The sequence below is a fragment of the Chryseobacterium sp. PCH239 genome, from assembly GCF_018924625.1.
Classification (GTDB): domain Bacteria; phylum Bacteroidota; class Bacteroidia; order Flavobacteriales; family Weeksellaceae; genus Chryseobacterium; species Chryseobacterium cucumeris.
The window spans coordinates 3,638,842-3,657,388 of the sequence record NZ_CP073027.1; the positions used below are offsets into that span (position 1 = coordinate 3,638,842).

The window sequence follows — 18,547 nt, forward strand, 5'->3', positions numbered from 1 at the left end:
TATGAAAAAACTTTTAACCTTATTCTTTACCGCATTCGCTCTGTTATCATTTTCTCAGGACAGAAAAGATATCGGAAATACTTTCATTAAAGCCTTGCTGGTTGATAAAAATATAGAAAAAGCACATGCTTATTTTGATCCTACCGTAGCGGGACAAATTCCGGTGGAACAGCTCAAAGCGATTCCGCAACAACTTCAGGGGCAGATTGGAGGACTTAAAAATATCCTTGAAGTAAATAACGAAGGAAACACCTATTATTACTATTCTGAATTTGAAAAGGAAAAACTGGATGTTCAGCTTACTTTTAGTGAGAATAATAAATTGCTGGGTTTCTTCTTAGTTCCTCACAAAACATTTGAAAAAAGAGATGAAAAATCCACACTGAAAATAAAAAGTGATGCTATTGAGCTGAACGGAACATTATTAATTCCACCTTCCAACAATAAAAAGAGATTGGTTATTTTCGTTCACGGCTCCGGACCTCATGACAGAGATGAAACCATTGGAGAAAACAAGCCGTTTAAAGACATTGCAGAATATCTTTTAAACAACGGAATTGCTTCCTATCGATATGATAAAAGAACCTATTCCCACCCTGAAGCATTCACGGAAAAGTCTACTGTAGAAGAAGAAACCATCAATGATGCTGTAAACGCAGCTCTTTATTTTAAAAATAATGCTGATTACAAAGGATACCAGATTATCATTCTTGGGCATAGCCAGGGAGCATATATGATGCCTAAAATTGCAGAAAAGGCACAGGTTTCAAAATATGTTTTTATGGCCGGAAATGCAAGACCACTGCAAGACCTGCTTGTTGAGCAATATGAATACCTTCATACGATTGACCCGGCTAAAGTTCCAGCTGAAGCTGTTCAGGAAATTAAAAAGCAGGCTGCTTTTTTAAACTCATCCCAATTTAACTTACATTCTCCTTCATCAGAGCTTCCTTTGGGCCAGTCTGCCGCATATTGGAAGTATTTGAAGGATTACAATCAGCTTAACGAAGTTAAAAAAATAAAAGCTCCGATGTTTTTTGCACAAGGGGGAAGAGATTATCAGGTAACTGAGAAAGATTTCAGCCTTTGGAAAGAAACATTGAAAAATGATAAGACTGCTGTATTTAAGTTTTATCTTACATTAGGTCACTTATTTATTGCAGGTTCCGGAAAACCATCTCCAAAAGATTATGAAACAAAAGGAAAAGTGGATGAACAGTTTTTAAAAGATTTGGTTCAGTTTATTCTGCAATAATGTATTCCGTGTACAATAGAAAATAATAATTCATTGTGATAGGCCTGGAACTTTGTTCCGGGCTTTTTTTAATTGTTTTCCGGGCTTACCTTATTCAGAAACAGAAAAGAGGTCACTCCTGCAATGGCCGAAAGTGTAATACTTAAGATAAAACTACCAATCACATATTGCAAAAGATTGTTCTTGATCAGTTCGAAATTTAAATCCTGACTTAGAATATCGCTGTTTCCACTTACAAAGGGAGCTCCCAGAAACAGAGAAGCGGCAATAATGAAAGGGATAAAAGGAGGAAGACTCACATTGGAAGCTACAAATGCAAGGACTTTATTAAGCTTAAAAAGTACAGATAAACTGATCACCAGAAGCGTTTGGAATCCCCAGAAAGGAGAAAGCCCTATAAACACTCCCAAAGCTATGGAAAATGCTTTTGTTCGGTTACTTCCGTCACTTTCTAAGACATCTTCCTGTATGAATCTTTTAAAGCTTTTTTTTTTGAAATTATTCACGAAATTTCTCGGAATAATATAAAATAGAGTAATCGTTACCAGAATTGTATTCAGAATACTGATTCTTGTGAAATCTTTGAAAGGTCTGAAATGGGAAACCCGCTCCACCGGATCATATAAAACCTTGATTGGAACATTTTTTACCGGAACATGCCTCCATGCAGTTCTTACAATAATTTCTATTTCAAATTCAAACTTTGGGGTAAAATATTTCTTTGGAATTTTATGCAAAGGATAAAGTCTGTAGCCGGACTGTGTATCTTCAAGCCTGATACCGGTTTCAAACCAAAACCAGAAATTGGAAAAACGGTTTCCGAAACTACTTTTCTTAGGAATCCCATCCTGAGACATATTTCTGTTTCCGATAAGAAGAACTTCCTCTTTTTCCTGAAGAAGAGCTTCTACAAATACCGGAATATCATCCGGATAATGCTGACCATCCGAATCAATGGTGATGGCGTAATGATATCCTGATTTCTTTGCTGCTCTGAAACCCGTTTTTAGGCCGTTTCCTTTTCCTTTATTCTCCGATAAGGAAATTACAGTGATCTGAGGATATTGAGCAAGAAGCTGAGGCGTGGAATCCGTAGAACCATCATTGACCACAATAATACTTTCGGTGTAGTCCAGAACGCCGTCAATAACCCTCTTCAGGGTTTTTTCATTATTGTAGGTAGGGATTAAAACGCATATCTTCTTTTCAGAAATAGCATTTTGTACTTCAGCAAGAAACATTTTTTTATTTTAAAGTGGCTTTTTCCGCCTCTGTCATGGTTTTAGATTGCATTGCAAACCTTTTGATATAGCCCTTCAGAGCTGTATTCTGTTTGCTGTAATTATTCAGCAGGAAAGCTTTATCATCTTTCAAACTTCCACGATATCCTACAATTTTCGGAATATTTTCCTGAACACTCATTCTGATAAGACGAAGTTCTGCATTGTTAGGATTACTTTTAATAATGCCTTCAAGACTTGTAGCACCTGTCTTTACCAGAGCTTTTCTGTTGCTTTTGGCAATTTTGGCTTCCATAATCTTTGCTGCGGCCTTGTATCCTACAGTTACAGCATCAGAGCCGGATTGTTTTTCCGCAGTTTCAATAAAGCTCGCAGTATTGGTAGTGGATTCATTCGCCTTAGCATAGCTGTTTCTCAGCGTTTCAAGATCAGATTGAAAGAAAAAAACAAATGCTGCTATGAATGATAAGATTAGTTTCATGACGATATTTTTTATAGCTTACAGACAATTTCAATGCAATAGTCTCGCCAAAAGAAGTCGTGTTTTTTACTTTAACATCTTCTTCATTTTCAGCAATATCCAGTTGAAGTACCAGATCAGGGGTTTCAAAAGGATTGATAATCGCCATGAACTTTACATTGGAAGCTGTTTTCAGAAATAACTTTGAACCTGTAAATTCCTCAGTCAGTTCCTTAATAATTTGCATCATACAAACACCGGGAGTTACCGGATTTCCAGGAAAATGGCCTTTGAAAATATCATGGTCTTTATTAAGATGAATATTAGCAGTAAACTTTCCGTCTTCTGCCTTATCGTATGATGTTAAAGTATAAAAGTCTGTAAGAATCGTTTGCATGATCTTATTTTTTAAGATTAAATGTATAATACATTCCCATCTGGAATGTTACGTTGGTATTGTCATTGTTAATATGCACAAAACCTTTTTTAATTCGGGCCTCTACGCCTATATTTTTTGTAATATCATAACCGGCTCCAAATAACAGTCCCAAATCTGCCTCAATAGGCGAATCGATATTTTTATGATCTGTCAGAAGTTCCAAGGTCGGACCAAAATGAATATTAAACTTTTCAAAATAGAATTTATTCACTACTGCTCCTCCTACATAAGAAAGTGTCGCTGTTTTTGAAGAAACAGCAGGATTCTGGCTTTCAAATCTTGCGCCCTGGCGGGTATAATAAATTTCCGGCTGAAGAGCATAGAATTTTGCAAACCGGATATTGGCCTGGAAACCTATGTAGAAATCCACTTTTGATTTGATATCATAAGCATTGGTACCATAGTGATATCCCTGATTGTCATTATAATAAAAGGACTCATAAGCAGGTCCGTCAGATATATGTGAAATATTGGCACCTACTCTGATTCCCGGATTGAAAGTGACCTGGGCAAAAGATAAGGCGGAGAAAAGTGCAAAAAGCAAGAAATATATTTTTTTCATGTGAAATTTATTCCGTCTCGGTTATTTGAAATAGCTTTATATTGATCTTAAAGTCCTTATGCTGCAGGTTTAAGCTGTCTGCGAAGATAGGTTTTTTTGCATCAAAAGTGAAATCGATTTTCTCTTTGTTATTTTTCGTGTAAACAATCTCTTTCAGTAAGCCATTTTCTTTGCTGAAGAACAGATAGTAGCTCTTCTTATCGATTTTTGAAAGGTAGATTTTAGCATTTTTATTTTCAAAACTTTCACTGACCGGATATTTTCTTTTCAGAAGCTGCTGAAAGTCATTTTTTAGAAAGTTGATCACTATTTTTTTATCCAGATCAGGAAGTACATAATTCAGTCTGAAATCATTATCAGAGACTTCAAAATCTATCAGTTTATTCCCGAAATCAGAAGTTAAGGCGACACGGTGCGTTGTTTCATTCAGTTTTTTGATGATCAGAATTCCACTCACATGGTTTTTATATATGTCCATCTGGCATTTGTATACATAATCTTCAGTAGACGAAAAGTATAAATTTTCAACCATCTTTTCAGAAGAAGAAACAGGTTTTGCTTCTGTTAACTGGTATGTTTTACAGGAAACAGCCAGGATCAGAATCAGGCTATAAAGAAAACTCTGACGCAGGAATGGAAGCATTGATCTTGGTATTTTTGAAAACAATATTCGTAGTATCCCCGGAAGACTCCGTCATATTGACCTGTGAAACTGTCGACTGGTTTTTAGGGAAAAACAGTTCAATCTGTTTAATATATTTCAGCAACTGAGAAGTCTTTGGGATAAACTTTGCCACATTGTAATTTCCGTTCTTAAAGTAGGTGACGGTAAACTCAGGATCATTAAACATGGTTCCATTCGAACTTCCTACAATAAGTTTATTGATTTTTTCAAATGTTTTGCTCTTCGCATCTACAGAAGATTTTTTTCCCTGATCATTGATGAAGATTTTATTGCTTTTAAAAACAATACTGTACTGATACGGTTTAGTGTACTTCCAGCTCAGCATATTGGGCGTCTGCAAAGACATTTTCCCATAGGTGACAATGCTTTTATCAAGGAAATCCATTTTTTTGGTCTGGGTAAAATCGCTCTGTAACGTTTTAATTTCTTTCGTGTCTGAGGAAACCTTCGATACAAATGCTTTGGCTTCAGCTCCTGACATTGCTGTGTTTTGCGCAAAAAAGAATCCTGAAACCAGTAAGAATGCTCCGAAAGCAATATTTTTAATCATTTCTATTTGAATTTATCACTGTATCAACAGTAAAGGTTGAATATTTTTTATCCTTCAAAAATACTAATAAATTGGTCAGCACCCGAAAGGTCTTTTCCGAAGTGTCATGAAGAAGGATAATACTCCCATTTTTCAGACCTTTGGTCACTCTGTTGTAGATCTTTTTTTCATCATCAATGATGGTGTCCAAAGAGCGTACATTCCACCCGATGCTTACTTTATTGGTTTTTTTGATTGCTTTTGCAATATTAGGGTTCGTCACTCCGAACGGCGGTCTGTAGAGATTGGTCTTAATATTTCCCACGTTTTTCATGATCTTATCACACTTTTCAATCTCTGTAATCATTTTTGAAGTCGATAAAAATCCTGTAGAATTGGAATGTGATAAGGTATGATTTCCAATCGTATGACCTTCTGCAATAATTCTCTGAAACGTCTCAGGATATTTTTCAATCTGTTTTCCAATACAGAAAAAAGTTGCTTTTATCTGATGTTCTTTAAGCAGGTCTAAAAACTTTGGGGTAAATTCAGTAGGTCCGTCATCAAATGTAAGGGCCACTTCTTTTATTTTGGTACGCCTATGAGTAATACTGTTCACAAAATATCCCAGCTCAATGTCAAAAGAACCCCAGACAACTACTGCAGAAAAAGCAAAAAAACAAAACAGATATACCCAAATACTTCCGTGGAACGCATAAATAAAAACGTTACAGAAAAGGTAGAATAGGATGAAGGGATAATGTTTCATTGCTGATTGTTTTATTACAAGTTTTATAGTCGTAATATTTATTGTATACCATTGTCACACTCCGTAGGAGTCCAGACTAATTTCTAATTTAGATTCCACGCTTCACTGCGTTTCGCTCTGAATGACAAATAGACCGTATAATTTTCAATTTCAACAATTATGCCTTTTCCAATAACACCAGGCTGTGATCATCACCAGCCAGATGGTTGTAAAGAAGTATATTCTTTATACTTTCCTTTTTTTCTGCATTGATCATCATAATTTCCGGGATCTGCTGTTCCTTCAGGATATGACAGGCCATAAAGGTTGAAAAACCACTTGCTGTATTGAATTCTCCACTCAAATGTTTATAATACAGCTGTGCTGAATCCGGAAACAGATTCATTGCTTTTGTATAATACATATCTGATTGTGCATCTCCACTGAATCCTAAAATAACCGCATCAATATCATGAGTGGAAAGATTGTTTTGAACCAGGAAATTCTGGATAAAATCCTTTACTTCATTCAATTCAACCTTGTTGCTGATCTGGATATTCTTAAGCTTAGCGTAAGAGTTTTCGGTCTTATCTTTTCCAATTACAAAAAAGCTGGCTCCTTCGCCCCAGATTACGCCATTGGTATTAGAATTCAAATAATCTGCAGGAAGATCTGCTTCTTTTTTGATCGTATTATTTAAGCAGTAAAGTTCCATGGTTCTGTCCGTCTGTTCGTCTGTAGAACCTACCAGAACATTTTCTGCTTCTCCGTCATTGATCTGAAGCTGAGCGTCCAGTAACGAAAACTCCAGTGAAGAAGAAGTATTTACATACGTGAAGTTGTAAGCATGACACTGTAATCCCAGAGCAATCTGTCCTGCTACCGTATTGTGAGTAGACTGGATGAAAAAGGTAGGCGTAAGGAACTCTTCATGATTATCAATCACGTTTTTTAGGAACTTTTCAGAATCCTGAGAGCAGCCCATTCCGGTTCCTACAATGATAGCATCCGGTTTTTCAATTTCAGCTTCCTTCAATGCGTAGTGAGATGCTACGGAGCTCATTTTTACGGTTTTAGACATTCTTCTGATCATCGCAGGCGGAATGAACTCTTTGTAATTAGGTTCTATCGCTTTAATGATGTTTGAAGAATTTTTAACAGTAAGGTTTTGAAGAATATTGTCGTTTAAAGTGTCCTGAACCGAGATACAGGATGCACTGTTGATGTATACTGCACTCATGATTTTGAGAAAATTAAGGTGGAACAGTTTCCTCCAAATCCAAATGAATTGGAAAGCACATGATTGATGTTTTTCTCTTTCAATTCGGTAACAGGAGTAAGGTCAAACTCTTCCATTTTTGTTTTAAAATTCAGGTTCGGGAAAATCACACTGTTTTGCATGGCTAGAATTGAAAATACGGCTTCAATTCCTGCTGCTGCGGCCAAAGTATGTCCTGTAAATGCTTTTGTGGAGCTGAATTCAGGGACCCGATTTTCTCCGAAGATTCTTATCATGGCAATTCCCTCAGATAAATCGTTGTTAGGAGTAGCTGTTCCGTGAACGTTGATATAATCTATATGCTCTTTTTCCACGCCGGAAATTTTCAGGGCTTGCTGCATTGCTAAAAATGCGCCCTGTCCGTTTTCCGAAGATGCGGTCTGATGGTGGGCATCATTAGCATTTCCATATCCGGAAAGATAAGCGAGAACCTTTTTGTTTTCTTTTTTGACCATTTCTTCAGATTCAAGGACTAAGAAAGCCGCAGCTTCCCCAAGATTCAGCCCTTTTCTGTTGTTGTCAAAAGGAGTGTTGTAGGAATCCGTAAGAATCATCAGGGTATTGAATCCGTTCAAAGTAAATTTTGAAAGAGAATCTGTTCCTCCTACAATCACACGGTCCAAAACCCCGTTTTTGATGAGCTTTGCGCCCATCATAATAGCATTGGCTGCTGATGAGCAGGCTGTACTAATGGTAGAAACCATCCCTTTTAATCCCAGATAACCGGCAATCGCCAATGAGGAATTTCCGGCATCGTGTGCGTCAATATACTTTTGCTTTTCAGGGAAGTCTTCGTAAGAGTAGAAGTATTTTTCAGTGATATCCATTCCGCCTACACTGGTAGAAGAAATCAAGCCGGTTCTGTAACCATTGATATCTGAAATTCCTGCACTTTCTACAGCTTCCTTTGCAGCGATCATTCCCAATAAAGAAGTTCTTGTTACGTTATTGTCTTCATCAAGCTGAAGCTGTTGTACAAGTTCTTCATTGGATAATTTTATTTCACCCGTTTTAATGGCTCCGGCATGACGGGTTTCAAACATTTCGATATCTGAAATTCCATGTTTTCCGGATTGCAATGAAATAAAATTTTCCTCCACATTGTTTCCGATGGAGGAAATGATGCCCATTCCCGTTATGGCAATTTTTTGACTCATGGTATTCAATAATGTAACAATGTATCAATCGAATAATTTACCAATAATTGCTACATTGTTACACTGTTATATTGTTATATTAATTTATTTTGTTCTGTTGTCCTCGATGAATTTTGCCATCGTATCGATAGATTGGAAAATCTCTTTTCCTTTTTTAGGATCTGCTAATTTTATTCCATAGTCTTTATCAAGAAGAACGATCAGTTCCAAAGCGTCGATAGAATCTAATCCTAATCCACCTCCGAACAGTGGATCAGTATCTTTGATCTCTTCTACAGATACATCTTCAAGGTTAAGAACTTCGATAATTTTGTGTTTCAATTCTGTTTTTAAGTTTTCCATAAATAGTATTTTAATGTAACAATATATCAATGTACCAGTTGACCAATGGTTGTTATTGCCTTTAGCATTGGTACATTATTCGATTGGTACATTGTTAAATTATAATGTGAGCAAATATACAAAAGCTTTGTAATTTTCCTGATACAATTCCACCCAGCCACACAATACTTTGTCAGCTTTTCCGGATAGAAGAATCTGTTCAGAATAGTCATTCAAAAATTCTTCATCAAAATCATCCAGTACGAAAAAAGCATTTTCTGTCTGCATTTTGTGTTTAATGCTGATTTCACCTACACAGATGTTGGGTAAAGTATACACAAAAACGGCAGGACTCGGATAGAAATTATCCTGATCGTTGATGCTTTCCTGATATTTGAAATCCGTATCCAGACTGGACGATCTGTTGGCAAAAACAATGGCTGTTCTGCTGTGGTCTTCATCTTTCAAAATGGTTTCAGCGGAAAGAAAGGCCAATTTACTCAAATGATCCATTTTATGAAACTTTGGATAGCTGAGGTCTAAACTTTTATAGGCTTCTTTGGCAAATTCCTGAAAGGTTTCGCTTGGGCTTTCAAAAATAAGATTTCCGTCAACGGTTATTTTTGAATGTTCTATGGTACAGGTATTTATTTTCTTCATCACTTTCAGTTTAACATTTTTCCAGTACAACAGCTGCATTACATCCACCAAATCCAGAAGCGGTCTTTAGAATATATTTAATGTCTGCAGTTTGATTTTTCTTGATGATATTCAAAGGTTGGGTTACTCCCATTTCTTTAAAATTCTTTGAAGGAATCAAAATGCTGTGAAGAGCACTTTCCATAGAAATAATACTTTCCAAAAGACCGGAAGCACCCAGGCAATGTCCGTAATAGCCTTTCATACTGTTGAGAGGAATATTCTGGAGATCCATTCTGTTGAAGGCAATGGCTTCCATTTCGTCGTTATATAGAGTAGCCGTTCCATGGGCAGAAATAAAATCAATCTGTTCCGGAGAAACCTTCGCTTCAGTCATAGCATTTTTGATACTGGCATATAAACCGTCACCGGTTCTTGAAGGTCCGGAAATATGATTGGCATCATTCACTGCTGAATCTCCCAGTACTTTAAATCTGAATTTTTCGTTTCCTGTTGACATTGAAGTGATATAAGCAGCAGCTGCTGCTTCACCAATATTAATTCCGTTTCTGTTTTTATCATAAGGTTTACAAGGTCCTGATCCTATTGCCTGAAATGAATTGAATCCTGAAATAACAAATTCAGAAAGCTCATCACCTGCAATCACAAAAGCATCTTTATATTTTCCTGCCTGAATCATATTTTTAGCAACAGAAATCGCCATTACCCCTGAAACGCAGGCATTGGAAACAATAATCGGTTTGGTTTTAAATCCAAAGAAATAAGCAATTTTTTCTGCTAATTTTGATAAATAAACACCTTCCGGTAATTCCGGCTGGTTTTTTAACAGACTGATATTTCCTTTTGTTGTGGAAAGGATGAAAGCCGTACTTTCCGAAACGGTATGTTTTTCAACAAGAGGCTGTAAGCTTAAAAGAAGCATCTTCTCCAGTCTTGTGAAATCAATTGTATGCTGAGCGAAGAATCTGTTGAACTCTTCATTCAGTTCGTCAGAATCAATCATAGAAGCATAAAAAGCCTCCTGATTGTCTATAATTTTATGTAAAGCAACTCCTGACTGTCCTTCTAACAGAGCGTTCCAGTTGGAATCAACATTGAAACCTAAAGGAGTTACACAATTGTAGTCTGTGATATAAATTTCCTTTTTCATGATAATCCCATTTTATCTTTCCAGTTTTGAAAAAATTCCGGATTGTAAAGGCATAAGCTTCCATTGCTATCAAGAAATACCTGAATGGTTTCTCCGCTGCATACCAGTTGATCTTCCTGATTGAAAAGCTCATATCTGTAAATAAGTTTGGCAGATACAGAATTGATAAAAGTCGTTACGATCTTAAATGTCTCTCCATACTTTAAAGGAAGAAAATGCTCACAGGTACTTTTTACAATAGGCGTTACATATCCTGCATTCTGGATATCAAGATAGGTAAGACCATGCAGACGACCGAAAGCTTCTCTTCCGTCTTCAAAATACACGATATAATGCCCATGCCAGACAATGCCCAGCGGATCTGTTTCATTGAAGCGTACTCTCACTTCTTCAGTACAGGTTAATATATTTTCTTTAGACTGCATTTTGTTTTTTTTCGTAAAAAATAGAAATAGCTACAGTGGCAATATAGAATAAGAAGAGGAAAACCAGTTCTTTGGCAATTCCACCAATTCCGCTGTTTCTTAAAATAATATCATAATAGGCATTCAGCCCCCAGTTCATAGGAGAAAATTTAGCTACAGTCTGCATAAATTCCGGCATTAAAAATACAGGAACCCAAATCCCGCCAATAGCAGCTAAAACCACTACAGAGGTTGCTCCAAATGGGGCAGACTGTTCCTGCGTATCGGCTATAGTTCCCAATAGAACTCCAAATCCAATTGCGGCCAGTCCTGCAAATAGTGTTACTACCACAAGCTGGAACATTTTTCCGGATACATCAAAGGCCGGAAGATCCATATAAGGGAAAAGGTAAATTCCAACGGCAACCATCAGTAAAAACTGAATAAGGCAGATGATAAGATAGGTAAATGTTTTTCCTAAAATATGGACAAAGTAAGGAGTAGGGCTTATTCTTGCTCTTACACTTGTGCCCTGACTTTTTTCTTTTACCAGATTGATGGATAAAGGGACTACAATAAAGAAGATGGCAAAAAGTGTCCATGCAGGAACGTTGTGCTGAACAGAGTTCGGCATCACATCCATTTCTCCTTTTTTGGGAGTGATTTCTTTAAAACTGATCAGGTTTTTATTTTCGTCAAGATTTTCTGTTGTTCCCAGCTGCTCCTGAAATGCCTTGTAAATCTTTTTATTTTCAATCTCAAAAACCATTTTATTCACAGAATTCATCACGGAGTTTTTGAATCCGGCATTGGTAGCGGGATCAAAATACAAATGAATTTCTTTTGCCTTTGGAGCTGCTGTTTTTACTTTTGCCGAATCTCCTTCCAGTCCGAATGAGCTTACAATGGTCTGAACTTTAGAGTCAATATTGGAATTTAAATCTTTCGTTAAATTTTCAGGAATGACAATCGCCATCTGGTAATCTCCGGAGAAAACAGCATCCTGGGCCGACTTTTCATTGAAGTTGGTCAGCAGTTGAAATGTTTTGCTGTTTTCAAGCTCTGCTTTTATGTTTTTTGATACCTCAGATTTGTCCTGATCGATAAAAATAATAGGAATCTTTGATCCTTCAAGGTTTTTAAAGGTAGAATCCTGAATAAGGGTAATGGTGACAATCAAAAGCAAAGGCATCACAAAGATGATGACGATTCCTCCAATATCTCTTTTTAGCAGAAGAATTTCCTTAATAAAACTTCTCCACAGTTTATACAACAACATCTCTTAATTCTTTTCCGGTTAATGAAATGAAAACGTCTTCCAGGTTTTCGGCATTGGCAATCTGCGAAACAAGTTCTTCAGGGGTTCCTACAGCATGAATTTTTCCATGATCGATGATGGCAATTTTTGTGCAGAATTCTTCAGCCTCAGAAAGGTGATGGGAAGTATAAATAATGCACGTTCCCTGTTTATTTAAATCCAGAAGATAATCAATAATTGCTTTTTTAGATTGAACATCCACACCTACAGTAGGTTCATCCAGAAAGAGAACTTTAGGATTGTGAAGGGTGCCAGCGATGAGGTTGCAGCGGCGTTTCATTCCTCCTGAAAATTGCCCTACCTGCTTGTTGGCAAATTTTGAAAGCCCCATGATTTCAAGGGATTCATCAATGGCTTTTTTAAGCTGATTATGCTTTAAACCATACAGGCTTCCAAAAAACATGAGGTTTTCTTTGGCTGTAAGTGTTGGGTATAAGGCATATTCCTGTGGAACAATTCCGATAATCTGTCTGATTTTAAAGCCGTCCTTCTGTGGAGATAAACCATTGATGGTAAAATGTCCTGATGTAGGTTTGATTAATCCTGAAAGCATGGAAATCAAGGTTGTTTTTCCAGCTCCGTTGGGGCCAAGAATACCATAGATTTCATTTTTACTGATGCTCAAAGAAATATCATTTACCGAAAACTCATCAGAATTTTTGTATTTTTTGTATAAGTTTTTAATCTCAATCATATTTTCTGCCATATCAGATCGCTTTTCTCAGTTTTTTATAGAAAGCTTCTTCCAGGTCTGCAATATGCAGCATTGTTTTTGAAAGTTCGTTATAGATATTGCTTTTGGAGTTTCTGTTTTTATAAACACGGGCAATATCCACGGCAAAGTCTCTCCAAAGGTCACCAATAGAAGTAATTTCTTTTGATAATTCCTTCAGCTCATCATTTTTAAGAATAACAGCCGCTTCCTGAAGAAATGCACCATAGATAAACCTGAAGCCTCCGCCTCCGGTTCCGATTTCTTCCTGCATCCTGATCAATTGTCCCAAATAATGGTTAGTCACTTTTGTACCTTTCTTTTCAGCCCATTTCGGGATGCTTTTGGCTACCCATCTCATAGCTTTTACTCCGATAAGCGGTACTGGCGCCAGCATATTTTTACAGGTATCCTTGATTCCTTTTTTGATGGCATCTTCAAGATTCACATTTTCCGGAACATACACAGGATAGTACATATGTCCTTTTGGAGGAAGTGCTCCTTTGGCGTATCTTACTTTTTCCAGTTCTGCTTCAGAAAGGGAAGTGGTATAATCCATTACCGGATCACTGATCAGAAATTTTCCGTCTTCTTTTCCGTATACCACAAGGTTGTGGGCATTGAAGTGAAATTTATATTCTTCAGGAAAATAAGTAAGGTTGAAAACGCCCACCTGAAGTCCTGTAGGAATATTTTGTTCCAGATTTCTTTCAAGCGCTTTTTGGGCATCCTGAGGATTGGAGAATTTTTCTCTTTTGATTTTAATTCCTAATCTTTTAGCTGCTTTACTGAAAATAGCACCCGGCATCGGACGATAGCTGAAGCCCGGAGCAAAATTCACCTTCAGAAAAGGAAGATAGACAAAAAACAGTCCTGAACCGATCCCGAAGATCATAGGTTCGCTTAGTTTCAAGCCTTTGTTAAGCAGTAGATTAGAAGCAACACCGTTTTCGCAATGCGCAGTCTGATGGTGTTCAAAGTTTAATTTCATTTGCAGATTGTATCTTTTCTCTGGTCAAATGGAACGGGCATTATTTCTGGCCCTGTTTCATTTATTTTCCGTTGAAGTTTTTTAATTCATCCACTGAAATACCGAATGCATCGGCATATTTTTTCAGTGCATTTTCGCTTAGTGTTTTGAATATTTTTGGTTTAAAATGTCTTTTTACCCTCCATTGCCACATTCCTACATATGAAGCCAGAACGCCAATATCCATTTTGTTCAGTTCCATAAAATAGGCAATAGGGCTTGCTATATTATGGGCAACATTTTGTTTTGCTTCCTCAATTCTCTCATAAATAAGTTCCATAGATTCATCCAGAGCAGCTTTCTTGGCATCCCAGCCTGTACTGTTTGCTGTCGTGTAGTTGTCGTTCTCATCCGTTACGTACAGAACTTCAGTCATGTTGGCGGATTTCAGGTTACTTTCGTCTTGAGGCAGGTCTTGTTTTTTCATCTAAATAATGTTTATATTTTTAGATTCCAGATGACATAAGGCTCACCTGTTTTTTGATTCTTTTAATCAGGTGGCTAAAATAGTGAAAATACATTATATGTAAATCATATTAAATTTGAGGGAGTTATTACCATGAAATAGAGACTGTATCATCAATAAATCTCCAGAATTGTTATAGAACCGTTTTTATTTTTCCGTGTTTCGAAAGAAGCTTTTAACTAATTCTATATAAAAGAATCTTAAAAGAATCCTATAAAGCTTATTGTTTCTGTTGGTAACGGTTCCTTTGTAACAAGTGTTTATATAAATAAGACTAATGGATGGAAATTTGGATTGAAAAATAATATTAAATAACTACTATGAAAAAGATTTTTATTTCGGTTTCGCTTTTCTGTATGATAAGTGCAATGGCACAGAAATTTGAGACTCAAAAACAGACGGATGCTCAAGGGTATACCTATGAAACGGTAAAGAATGACCAAACCGGAGTGCGTGTGTATACACTGAAAAACGGATTAAAGGTTTATCTGGCAAAAAATGATGATGCACCGAGGATCCAGACGTACATCCCCGTAAGAACGGGATCTAATAATGACCCAAGTGATAATACGGGTTTAGCGCACTATCTGGAACATATGGTTTTCAAAGGAACTTCGCACCTGGGAACTCAGGACTGGGCAAAAGAAAAAGTCTTATTACAACAGATCTCTGATCTTTATGAGCAGCATAAAGCAGAAAAAGATCCTGAAAAAAAGAAAGAACTTTATAAAAAGATTGACGAAGTTTCCCAGGAAGCCTCCAAATATGCTATCGCTAATGAATATGATAAAGCAATTTCTTCATTAGGAGCTACAGGAACGAATGCTCACACTTCACTGGATGAAACGGTTTATAAAAACAACATCCCTTCCAACGAATTGGAAAAATGGTTAAGAGTAGAGAAAGAGCGTTTTTCAGAATTGGTATTGCGTCTTTTCCACACAGAGCTTGAAGCGGTATATGAGGAATATAACAGAGCTCAGGATAATGACAGTCGTCTTGTATTCTATTCATTGATGCAGGCTCTTTTCCCAAAACACCCGAACGGACAACAAACGACAATCGGAACTTCAGAACATTTGAAGAACCCTTCTATGGAGGCGATCCACAAGTATTTTGATACTTATTATGTGCCTAATAACATGGCTGTAGTATTGGTTGGAGACCTGGATTATGATAAAACTATAAAATTAGTTGATCAGTATTTCGGTGCATTCAAATACAAAGAACTTCCGATGAAAAAGATGGTTACGGAAGAACCAATGACCAGCATTGTTACCAGAACGGTAAAAAGTCCTACTACGCCAAGAATGACTATTGCATGGAGAACAGATTCTTATGGAACTCAGGAAGCAAGACTGGCAGACGTAGTATCTGAAATTTTAAGTAACAGAGGAGATGCGGGATTAATTGACCTTAACATCAACCAGAAGCAAAAAACGCTTGGAGCAGGAGCGTATGAGTCGCCTTACAAAATGTATGGTACATTTGGATTAGTGGTAACGCCTAAAGAAGGTCAAAGCTTTGATGAAGCTAAAAAACTTCTGATGGATCAGCTGGATCTTGTGAAAAAAGGACAGTTCCCGGACTGGATACTGAAAGCTATCGTAAATGATAAAAAAGTTCAGCGTATGAAGAGCTGGGAAACAGCTGATGGACTAGCTACTGAGTTGTATGATTCCTATATCAATGTAAGAACATGGGAGCAGGAGCTGGATGAGATCAATCAGTATGATAAAATTACGAAAGCTGACGTAGTGAAGTTTGCCAACGATTTCTTTAAAGATAATTATGTTGTTATTTATAAAGAAAAAGGGGTGAATGATAAACTTGTACGTGTACAGAACCCTGGAATTACCCCGATTAAACTGAACAGAGAAGCTCAGTCTCCTTTCCTTAAAGATATTCTGAATACAAAAGTACCGGAGAGTAAGCCTGAATTTATTGATTTTAAAACAGCCATTCAGACTTCAAAGATCAAAGATAAGACGATAAGTTTTGTGAAGAATAAATATAATGAGGTTGCTCAAATCAGTTATATTTTCCCTTTCGGAACAGATAATGATAAAGAACTTTCTATTGCAGGAACTCTTTTCGAATATCTTGGAACCGATAAATACACTCCGGAACAGCTGAAAGAAGAATTCTTTAAACTGGGCGTAAGTTATAGTCTGAGAACTTCCAATGACCAGATGATCATTACATTAAGTGGTCTTGAAAGTAATATGAAGAAAGCTGCAGAACTGATGAACCACTGGATGACGAATGTAAAAGCTGATAAAGCAATTTATGCTCAAACGGTAAAAACAATTCTGGAATCAAGAGCTTCTGCAAAGAAAGATAAAGTGAGAATTATGGCTGCTCTTTCAAACTATGCTAAATACGGTAAAAATTCAAGAATGACAGACATTGTTTCGAAAGAACGTCTTGAGAGCATTGACGCCGTAGAATTGATGAAGAAAGTGAAAACGTTGAACCAGTATCCTTATCAGGTACTTCTTTACGGACAGGATCAGTCAGGATTGGAAAAAGCGGTGAAACCTTTTATCATTAATACAAGCCTTCAGCCTGCACAGGCAAAAGAATATGCTGAACCGGCTACTGAAGGAAAGGTATATTTCACAAATTATGACATGGTACAAATGGAAATGTCAAAAGTAGCAAAAGCCAGTACCGTAAACCTTAGTAATTTCGGGAAAGCAAATGTTTTCAATGAATATTTCGGAAGAGGATTATCTTCTATCGTTTTCCAGGAGATCAGAGAAAGTAAGTCATTGGCTTATACTGCCTATGTTTCTTATGGAAATGCTTCAGAAAAAGGGAAAGCAAACTATGTTACAAATTATATCGGAACACAGGCAAACAAGCTTCCTTTAGCTGTAAATGCAATGAATGACTTAATGGTATCTTTACCACAAATCCCGGCACAGTTTGAGAATGCAAGAGGTTCTGCCTTAAAACAGATTGCTTCTAACAGAATCAACAGAACAAATATTTTCTTCAATCAGTTAGCATTGAAAAAACTAGGGGTTGACTATGATATCAGAAAAGATATTTATGCTGAAATTCAGGGATTAACATTACCACAGCTTACAGGATTCTACAACACTGAAGTAAAACCTGTAAAATACAATACCGCCATCATCGGCAAGAAAGAAAATCTGAATATGGAGTCTATCAACAAAATGGGAGAATTCCAGGAAGTATCTCTTGAAGAGATCTTCGGATACTAATCCTTTGTTTAAAATAATGATAAAAGCGGGACAGAAATGTTCCGCTTTTTTGTTGTTTAAAACTCTTTCTCCCTGACCATCAGAGTTTCACGGATTTATAAAATGTTTCACGTGAAATAATTCATCTGGTGATGAGGTTTTCCTGATTGTAATTAACTGATTTTCATTTTGTTTATGAAGAAGTGATGACTGTGTAAATAAACAAAAAACGGACGTTTTTCCGTAAAATCATTGTAATCAATTCAATAGGAGTGGGCTTTAGCCCGCTTAAAAAAAGAGAAAAATCAATTGGCTTTAGCCTAAACCTATATTTTAAACACGAATAACACAAATGAATAACACAAATGAATGCACAAATGTTCACAAATCTATTAGAGAATATAAAATTGATTTAAAAGAAAAAGCTGTACATTTTGTACAGCTTTTCTATTCTATTTTTAATTGATCATTACGATTTTACTTCCTGAATAAAAAGGTTGATCTCCGCTCTGATCAATAATTCATCATGATGAAATGTTTCACAGAAAATATGGCAAATGTTCTCAAACTGTGAAATAAGTGAAGCTTTGGAAATGATTTTGTCATGTACTTTTGGAAGAGCGAAAATCTCGATCTTCTTGATATTGGTAATGAACCCGATCACTTTAGTATCAGCTTCGGGATTTTCAAAGAAGCTTTGTCCAAGGATAGAAGAGCAGGTTTGGGCCATATTTTCGATTAAGCCGGCTTCTGCAAACTGATTGTTGTGAACAAATATATTATCTTCTTTGATTTCAAAGGAAGTCACTACTTTTTCTTTGGTCAGCTCCAGGATATAGTCTGCCATCAGCATCGGTTCACGATGCGGTAAAAAGTTGTGTATATTGATGATATTTTCTTCCTTTATCTCCATTTCAGT

Annotated in this window: 20 protein-coding genes; 2 read left to right on the forward strand and 18 right to left on the reverse strand. The window is 36.6% G+C overall.

The genetic code is table 11. The annotated features are described in order from the left end of the window. Position 1 precedes the first annotated feature (1 nt). Entirely contained in the window at positions 2 to 1,255 is a 1,254-nt protein-coding gene (locus KBP46_RS16850) for a DUF3887 domain-containing protein (RefSeq protein WP_253297066.1), read from the forward strand. A 68-nt stretch (positions 1,256 to 1,323) separates the two neighbouring features. Here KBP46_RS16850 and KBP46_RS16855 read toward each other — a convergent pair whose 3' ends face one another. From KBP46_RS16855 to KBP46_RS16935, 17 genes are all read right to left on the reverse strand, one after another. Next, complete coding sequence (locus KBP46_RS16855; protein ID WP_216443752.1) at positions 1,324 to 2,496, reverse strand: DUF2062 domain-containing protein; 1,173 nt, start codon at positions 2,494 to 2,496, stop codon at positions 1,324 to 1,326. A gap of 4 nt (positions 2,497 to 2,500) precedes the next feature. After that, on the reverse strand, positions 2,501 to 2,977 hold the full coding sequence (locus KBP46_RS16860) for a hypothetical protein (RefSeq protein WP_062675959.1): 477 nt from the start codon (positions 2,975 to 2,977) through the stop codon (positions 2,501 to 2,503). Further along, entirely contained in the window at positions 2,925 to 3,353 is a 429-nt protein-coding gene (locus KBP46_RS16865; RefSeq protein ID WP_216443753.1) for a 3-hydroxyacyl-ACP dehydratase, read from the reverse strand. Before KBP46_RS16865 ends, KBP46_RS16860 begins: the two co-directional genes overlap by 53 nt. Positions 3,354 to 3,357: 4 nt before the next feature. Further along, entirely contained in the window at positions 3,358 to 3,957 is a 600-nt protein-coding gene (locus KBP46_RS16870; protein WP_062675958.1) for an outer membrane beta-barrel protein, read from the reverse strand. Positions 3,958 to 3,964: 7 nt separating this feature from the next. Then, positions 3,965 to 4,600: a hypothetical protein gene (locus KBP46_RS16875; RefSeq protein ID WP_062675957.1), complete on the reverse strand. Its 636-nt coding sequence runs from the start codon at positions 4,598 to 4,600 to the stop codon at positions 3,965 to 3,967. Beyond that, positions 4,566 to 5,192 (reverse strand): outer membrane lipoprotein carrier protein LolA, encoded by a 627-nt coding sequence (locus tag KBP46_RS16880; RefSeq protein ID WP_216443754.1) that lies wholly within the window; start codon positions 5,190 to 5,192, stop codon positions 4,566 to 4,568. The genes KBP46_RS16875 and KBP46_RS16880 overlap by 35 nt, the downstream gene beginning before the upstream one ends. Beyond that, a complete protein-coding gene (locus KBP46_RS16885) occupies positions 5,185 to 5,940 on the reverse strand; it encodes a polysaccharide deacetylase family protein (RefSeq protein WP_216443755.1) in 756 nt (251 codons plus the stop codon). The genes KBP46_RS16880 and KBP46_RS16885 overlap by 8 nt, the downstream gene beginning before the upstream one ends. Positions 5,941 to 6,097: 157 nt before the next feature. Continuing rightward, positions 6,098 to 7,159 (reverse strand): beta-ketoacyl synthase N-terminal-like domain-containing protein, encoded by a 1,062-nt coding sequence (locus tag KBP46_RS16890; protein ID WP_216443756.1) that lies wholly within the window; start codon positions 7,157 to 7,159, stop codon positions 6,098 to 6,100. Further along, entirely contained in the window at positions 7,156 to 8,355 is a 1,200-nt protein-coding gene (locus KBP46_RS16895; RefSeq protein ID WP_216443757.1) for a beta-ketoacyl-[acyl-carrier-protein] synthase family protein, read from the reverse strand. The genes KBP46_RS16890 and KBP46_RS16895 overlap by 4 nt, the downstream gene beginning before the upstream one ends. An 84-nt stretch (positions 8,356 to 8,439) precedes the next feature. Next, positions 8,440 to 8,697, reverse strand: a complete 258-nt coding sequence (locus KBP46_RS16900; RefSeq protein ID WP_034692439.1) for a phosphopantetheine-binding protein — start codon at positions 8,695 to 8,697, stop codon at positions 8,440 to 8,442. Between the two features lie 99 nt (positions 8,698 to 8,796). Continuing rightward, positions 8,797 to 9,336 (reverse strand): 3-oxoacyl-ACP synthase, encoded by a 540-nt coding sequence (locus KBP46_RS16905; protein WP_120233325.1) that lies wholly within the window; start codon positions 9,334 to 9,336, stop codon positions 8,797 to 8,799. A 10-nt stretch (positions 9,337 to 9,346) separates the two neighbouring features. Beyond that, a complete protein-coding gene (locus KBP46_RS16910; RefSeq protein WP_216443758.1) occupies positions 9,347 to 10,486 on the reverse strand; it encodes a beta-ketoacyl synthase N-terminal-like domain-containing protein in 1,140 nt (379 codons plus the stop codon). Next, positions 10,483 to 10,911: a thioesterase family protein gene (locus KBP46_RS16915; protein WP_062675951.1), complete on the reverse strand. Its 429-nt coding sequence runs from the start codon at positions 10,909 to 10,911 to the stop codon at positions 10,483 to 10,485. Before KBP46_RS16915 ends, KBP46_RS16910 begins: the two co-directional genes overlap by 4 nt. Further along, the gene (locus KBP46_RS16920) at positions 10,901 to 12,169 is read right to left on the reverse strand and encodes an ABC transporter permease (protein ID WP_216443759.1); all 1,269 of its coding nucleotides are present in this window, start codon (positions 12,167 to 12,169) and stop codon (positions 10,901 to 10,903) included. The genes KBP46_RS16915 and KBP46_RS16920 overlap by 11 nt, the downstream gene beginning before the upstream one ends. Further along, on the reverse strand, positions 12,156 to 12,914 hold the full coding sequence (locus KBP46_RS16925) for an ABC transporter ATP-binding protein (protein WP_062675949.1): 759 nt from the start codon (positions 12,912 to 12,914) through the stop codon (positions 12,156 to 12,158). The genes KBP46_RS16920 and KBP46_RS16925 overlap by 14 nt, the downstream gene beginning before the upstream one ends. Position 12,915: 1 nt before the next feature. After that, positions 12,916 to 13,911 carry a BtrH N-terminal domain-containing protein gene (locus KBP46_RS16930; protein ID WP_062675948.1) on the reverse strand — a complete coding sequence of 332 codons (996 nt, stop codon included), beginning with the start codon at positions 13,909 to 13,911 and terminating at the stop codon, positions 12,916 to 12,918. A gap of 61 nt (positions 13,912 to 13,972) precedes the next feature. Then, on the reverse strand, positions 13,973 to 14,377 hold the full coding sequence (locus KBP46_RS16935) for a hypothetical protein (RefSeq protein ID WP_062675947.1): 405 nt from the start codon (positions 14,375 to 14,377) through the stop codon (positions 13,973 to 13,975). 359 nt (positions 14,378 to 14,736) lie between these two features. On the opposite strand from KBP46_RS16935, the gene KBP46_RS16940 reads away from it, so the two are divergent. Beyond that, positions 14,737 to 17,649, forward strand: a complete 2,913-nt coding sequence (locus KBP46_RS16940) for a pitrilysin family protein (RefSeq protein WP_216443760.1) — start codon at positions 14,737 to 14,739, stop codon at positions 17,647 to 17,649. A 448-nt stretch (positions 17,650 to 18,097) separates the two neighbouring features. On the opposite strand, the gene KBP46_RS16945 is transcribed toward KBP46_RS16940, so the two are convergent. Next, a complete protein-coding gene (locus KBP46_RS16945) occupies positions 18,098 to 18,541 on the reverse strand; it encodes a hypothetical protein (RefSeq protein WP_062675945.1) in 444 nt (147 codons plus the stop codon). Positions 18,542 to 18,547: the final 6 nt, after the last annotated feature.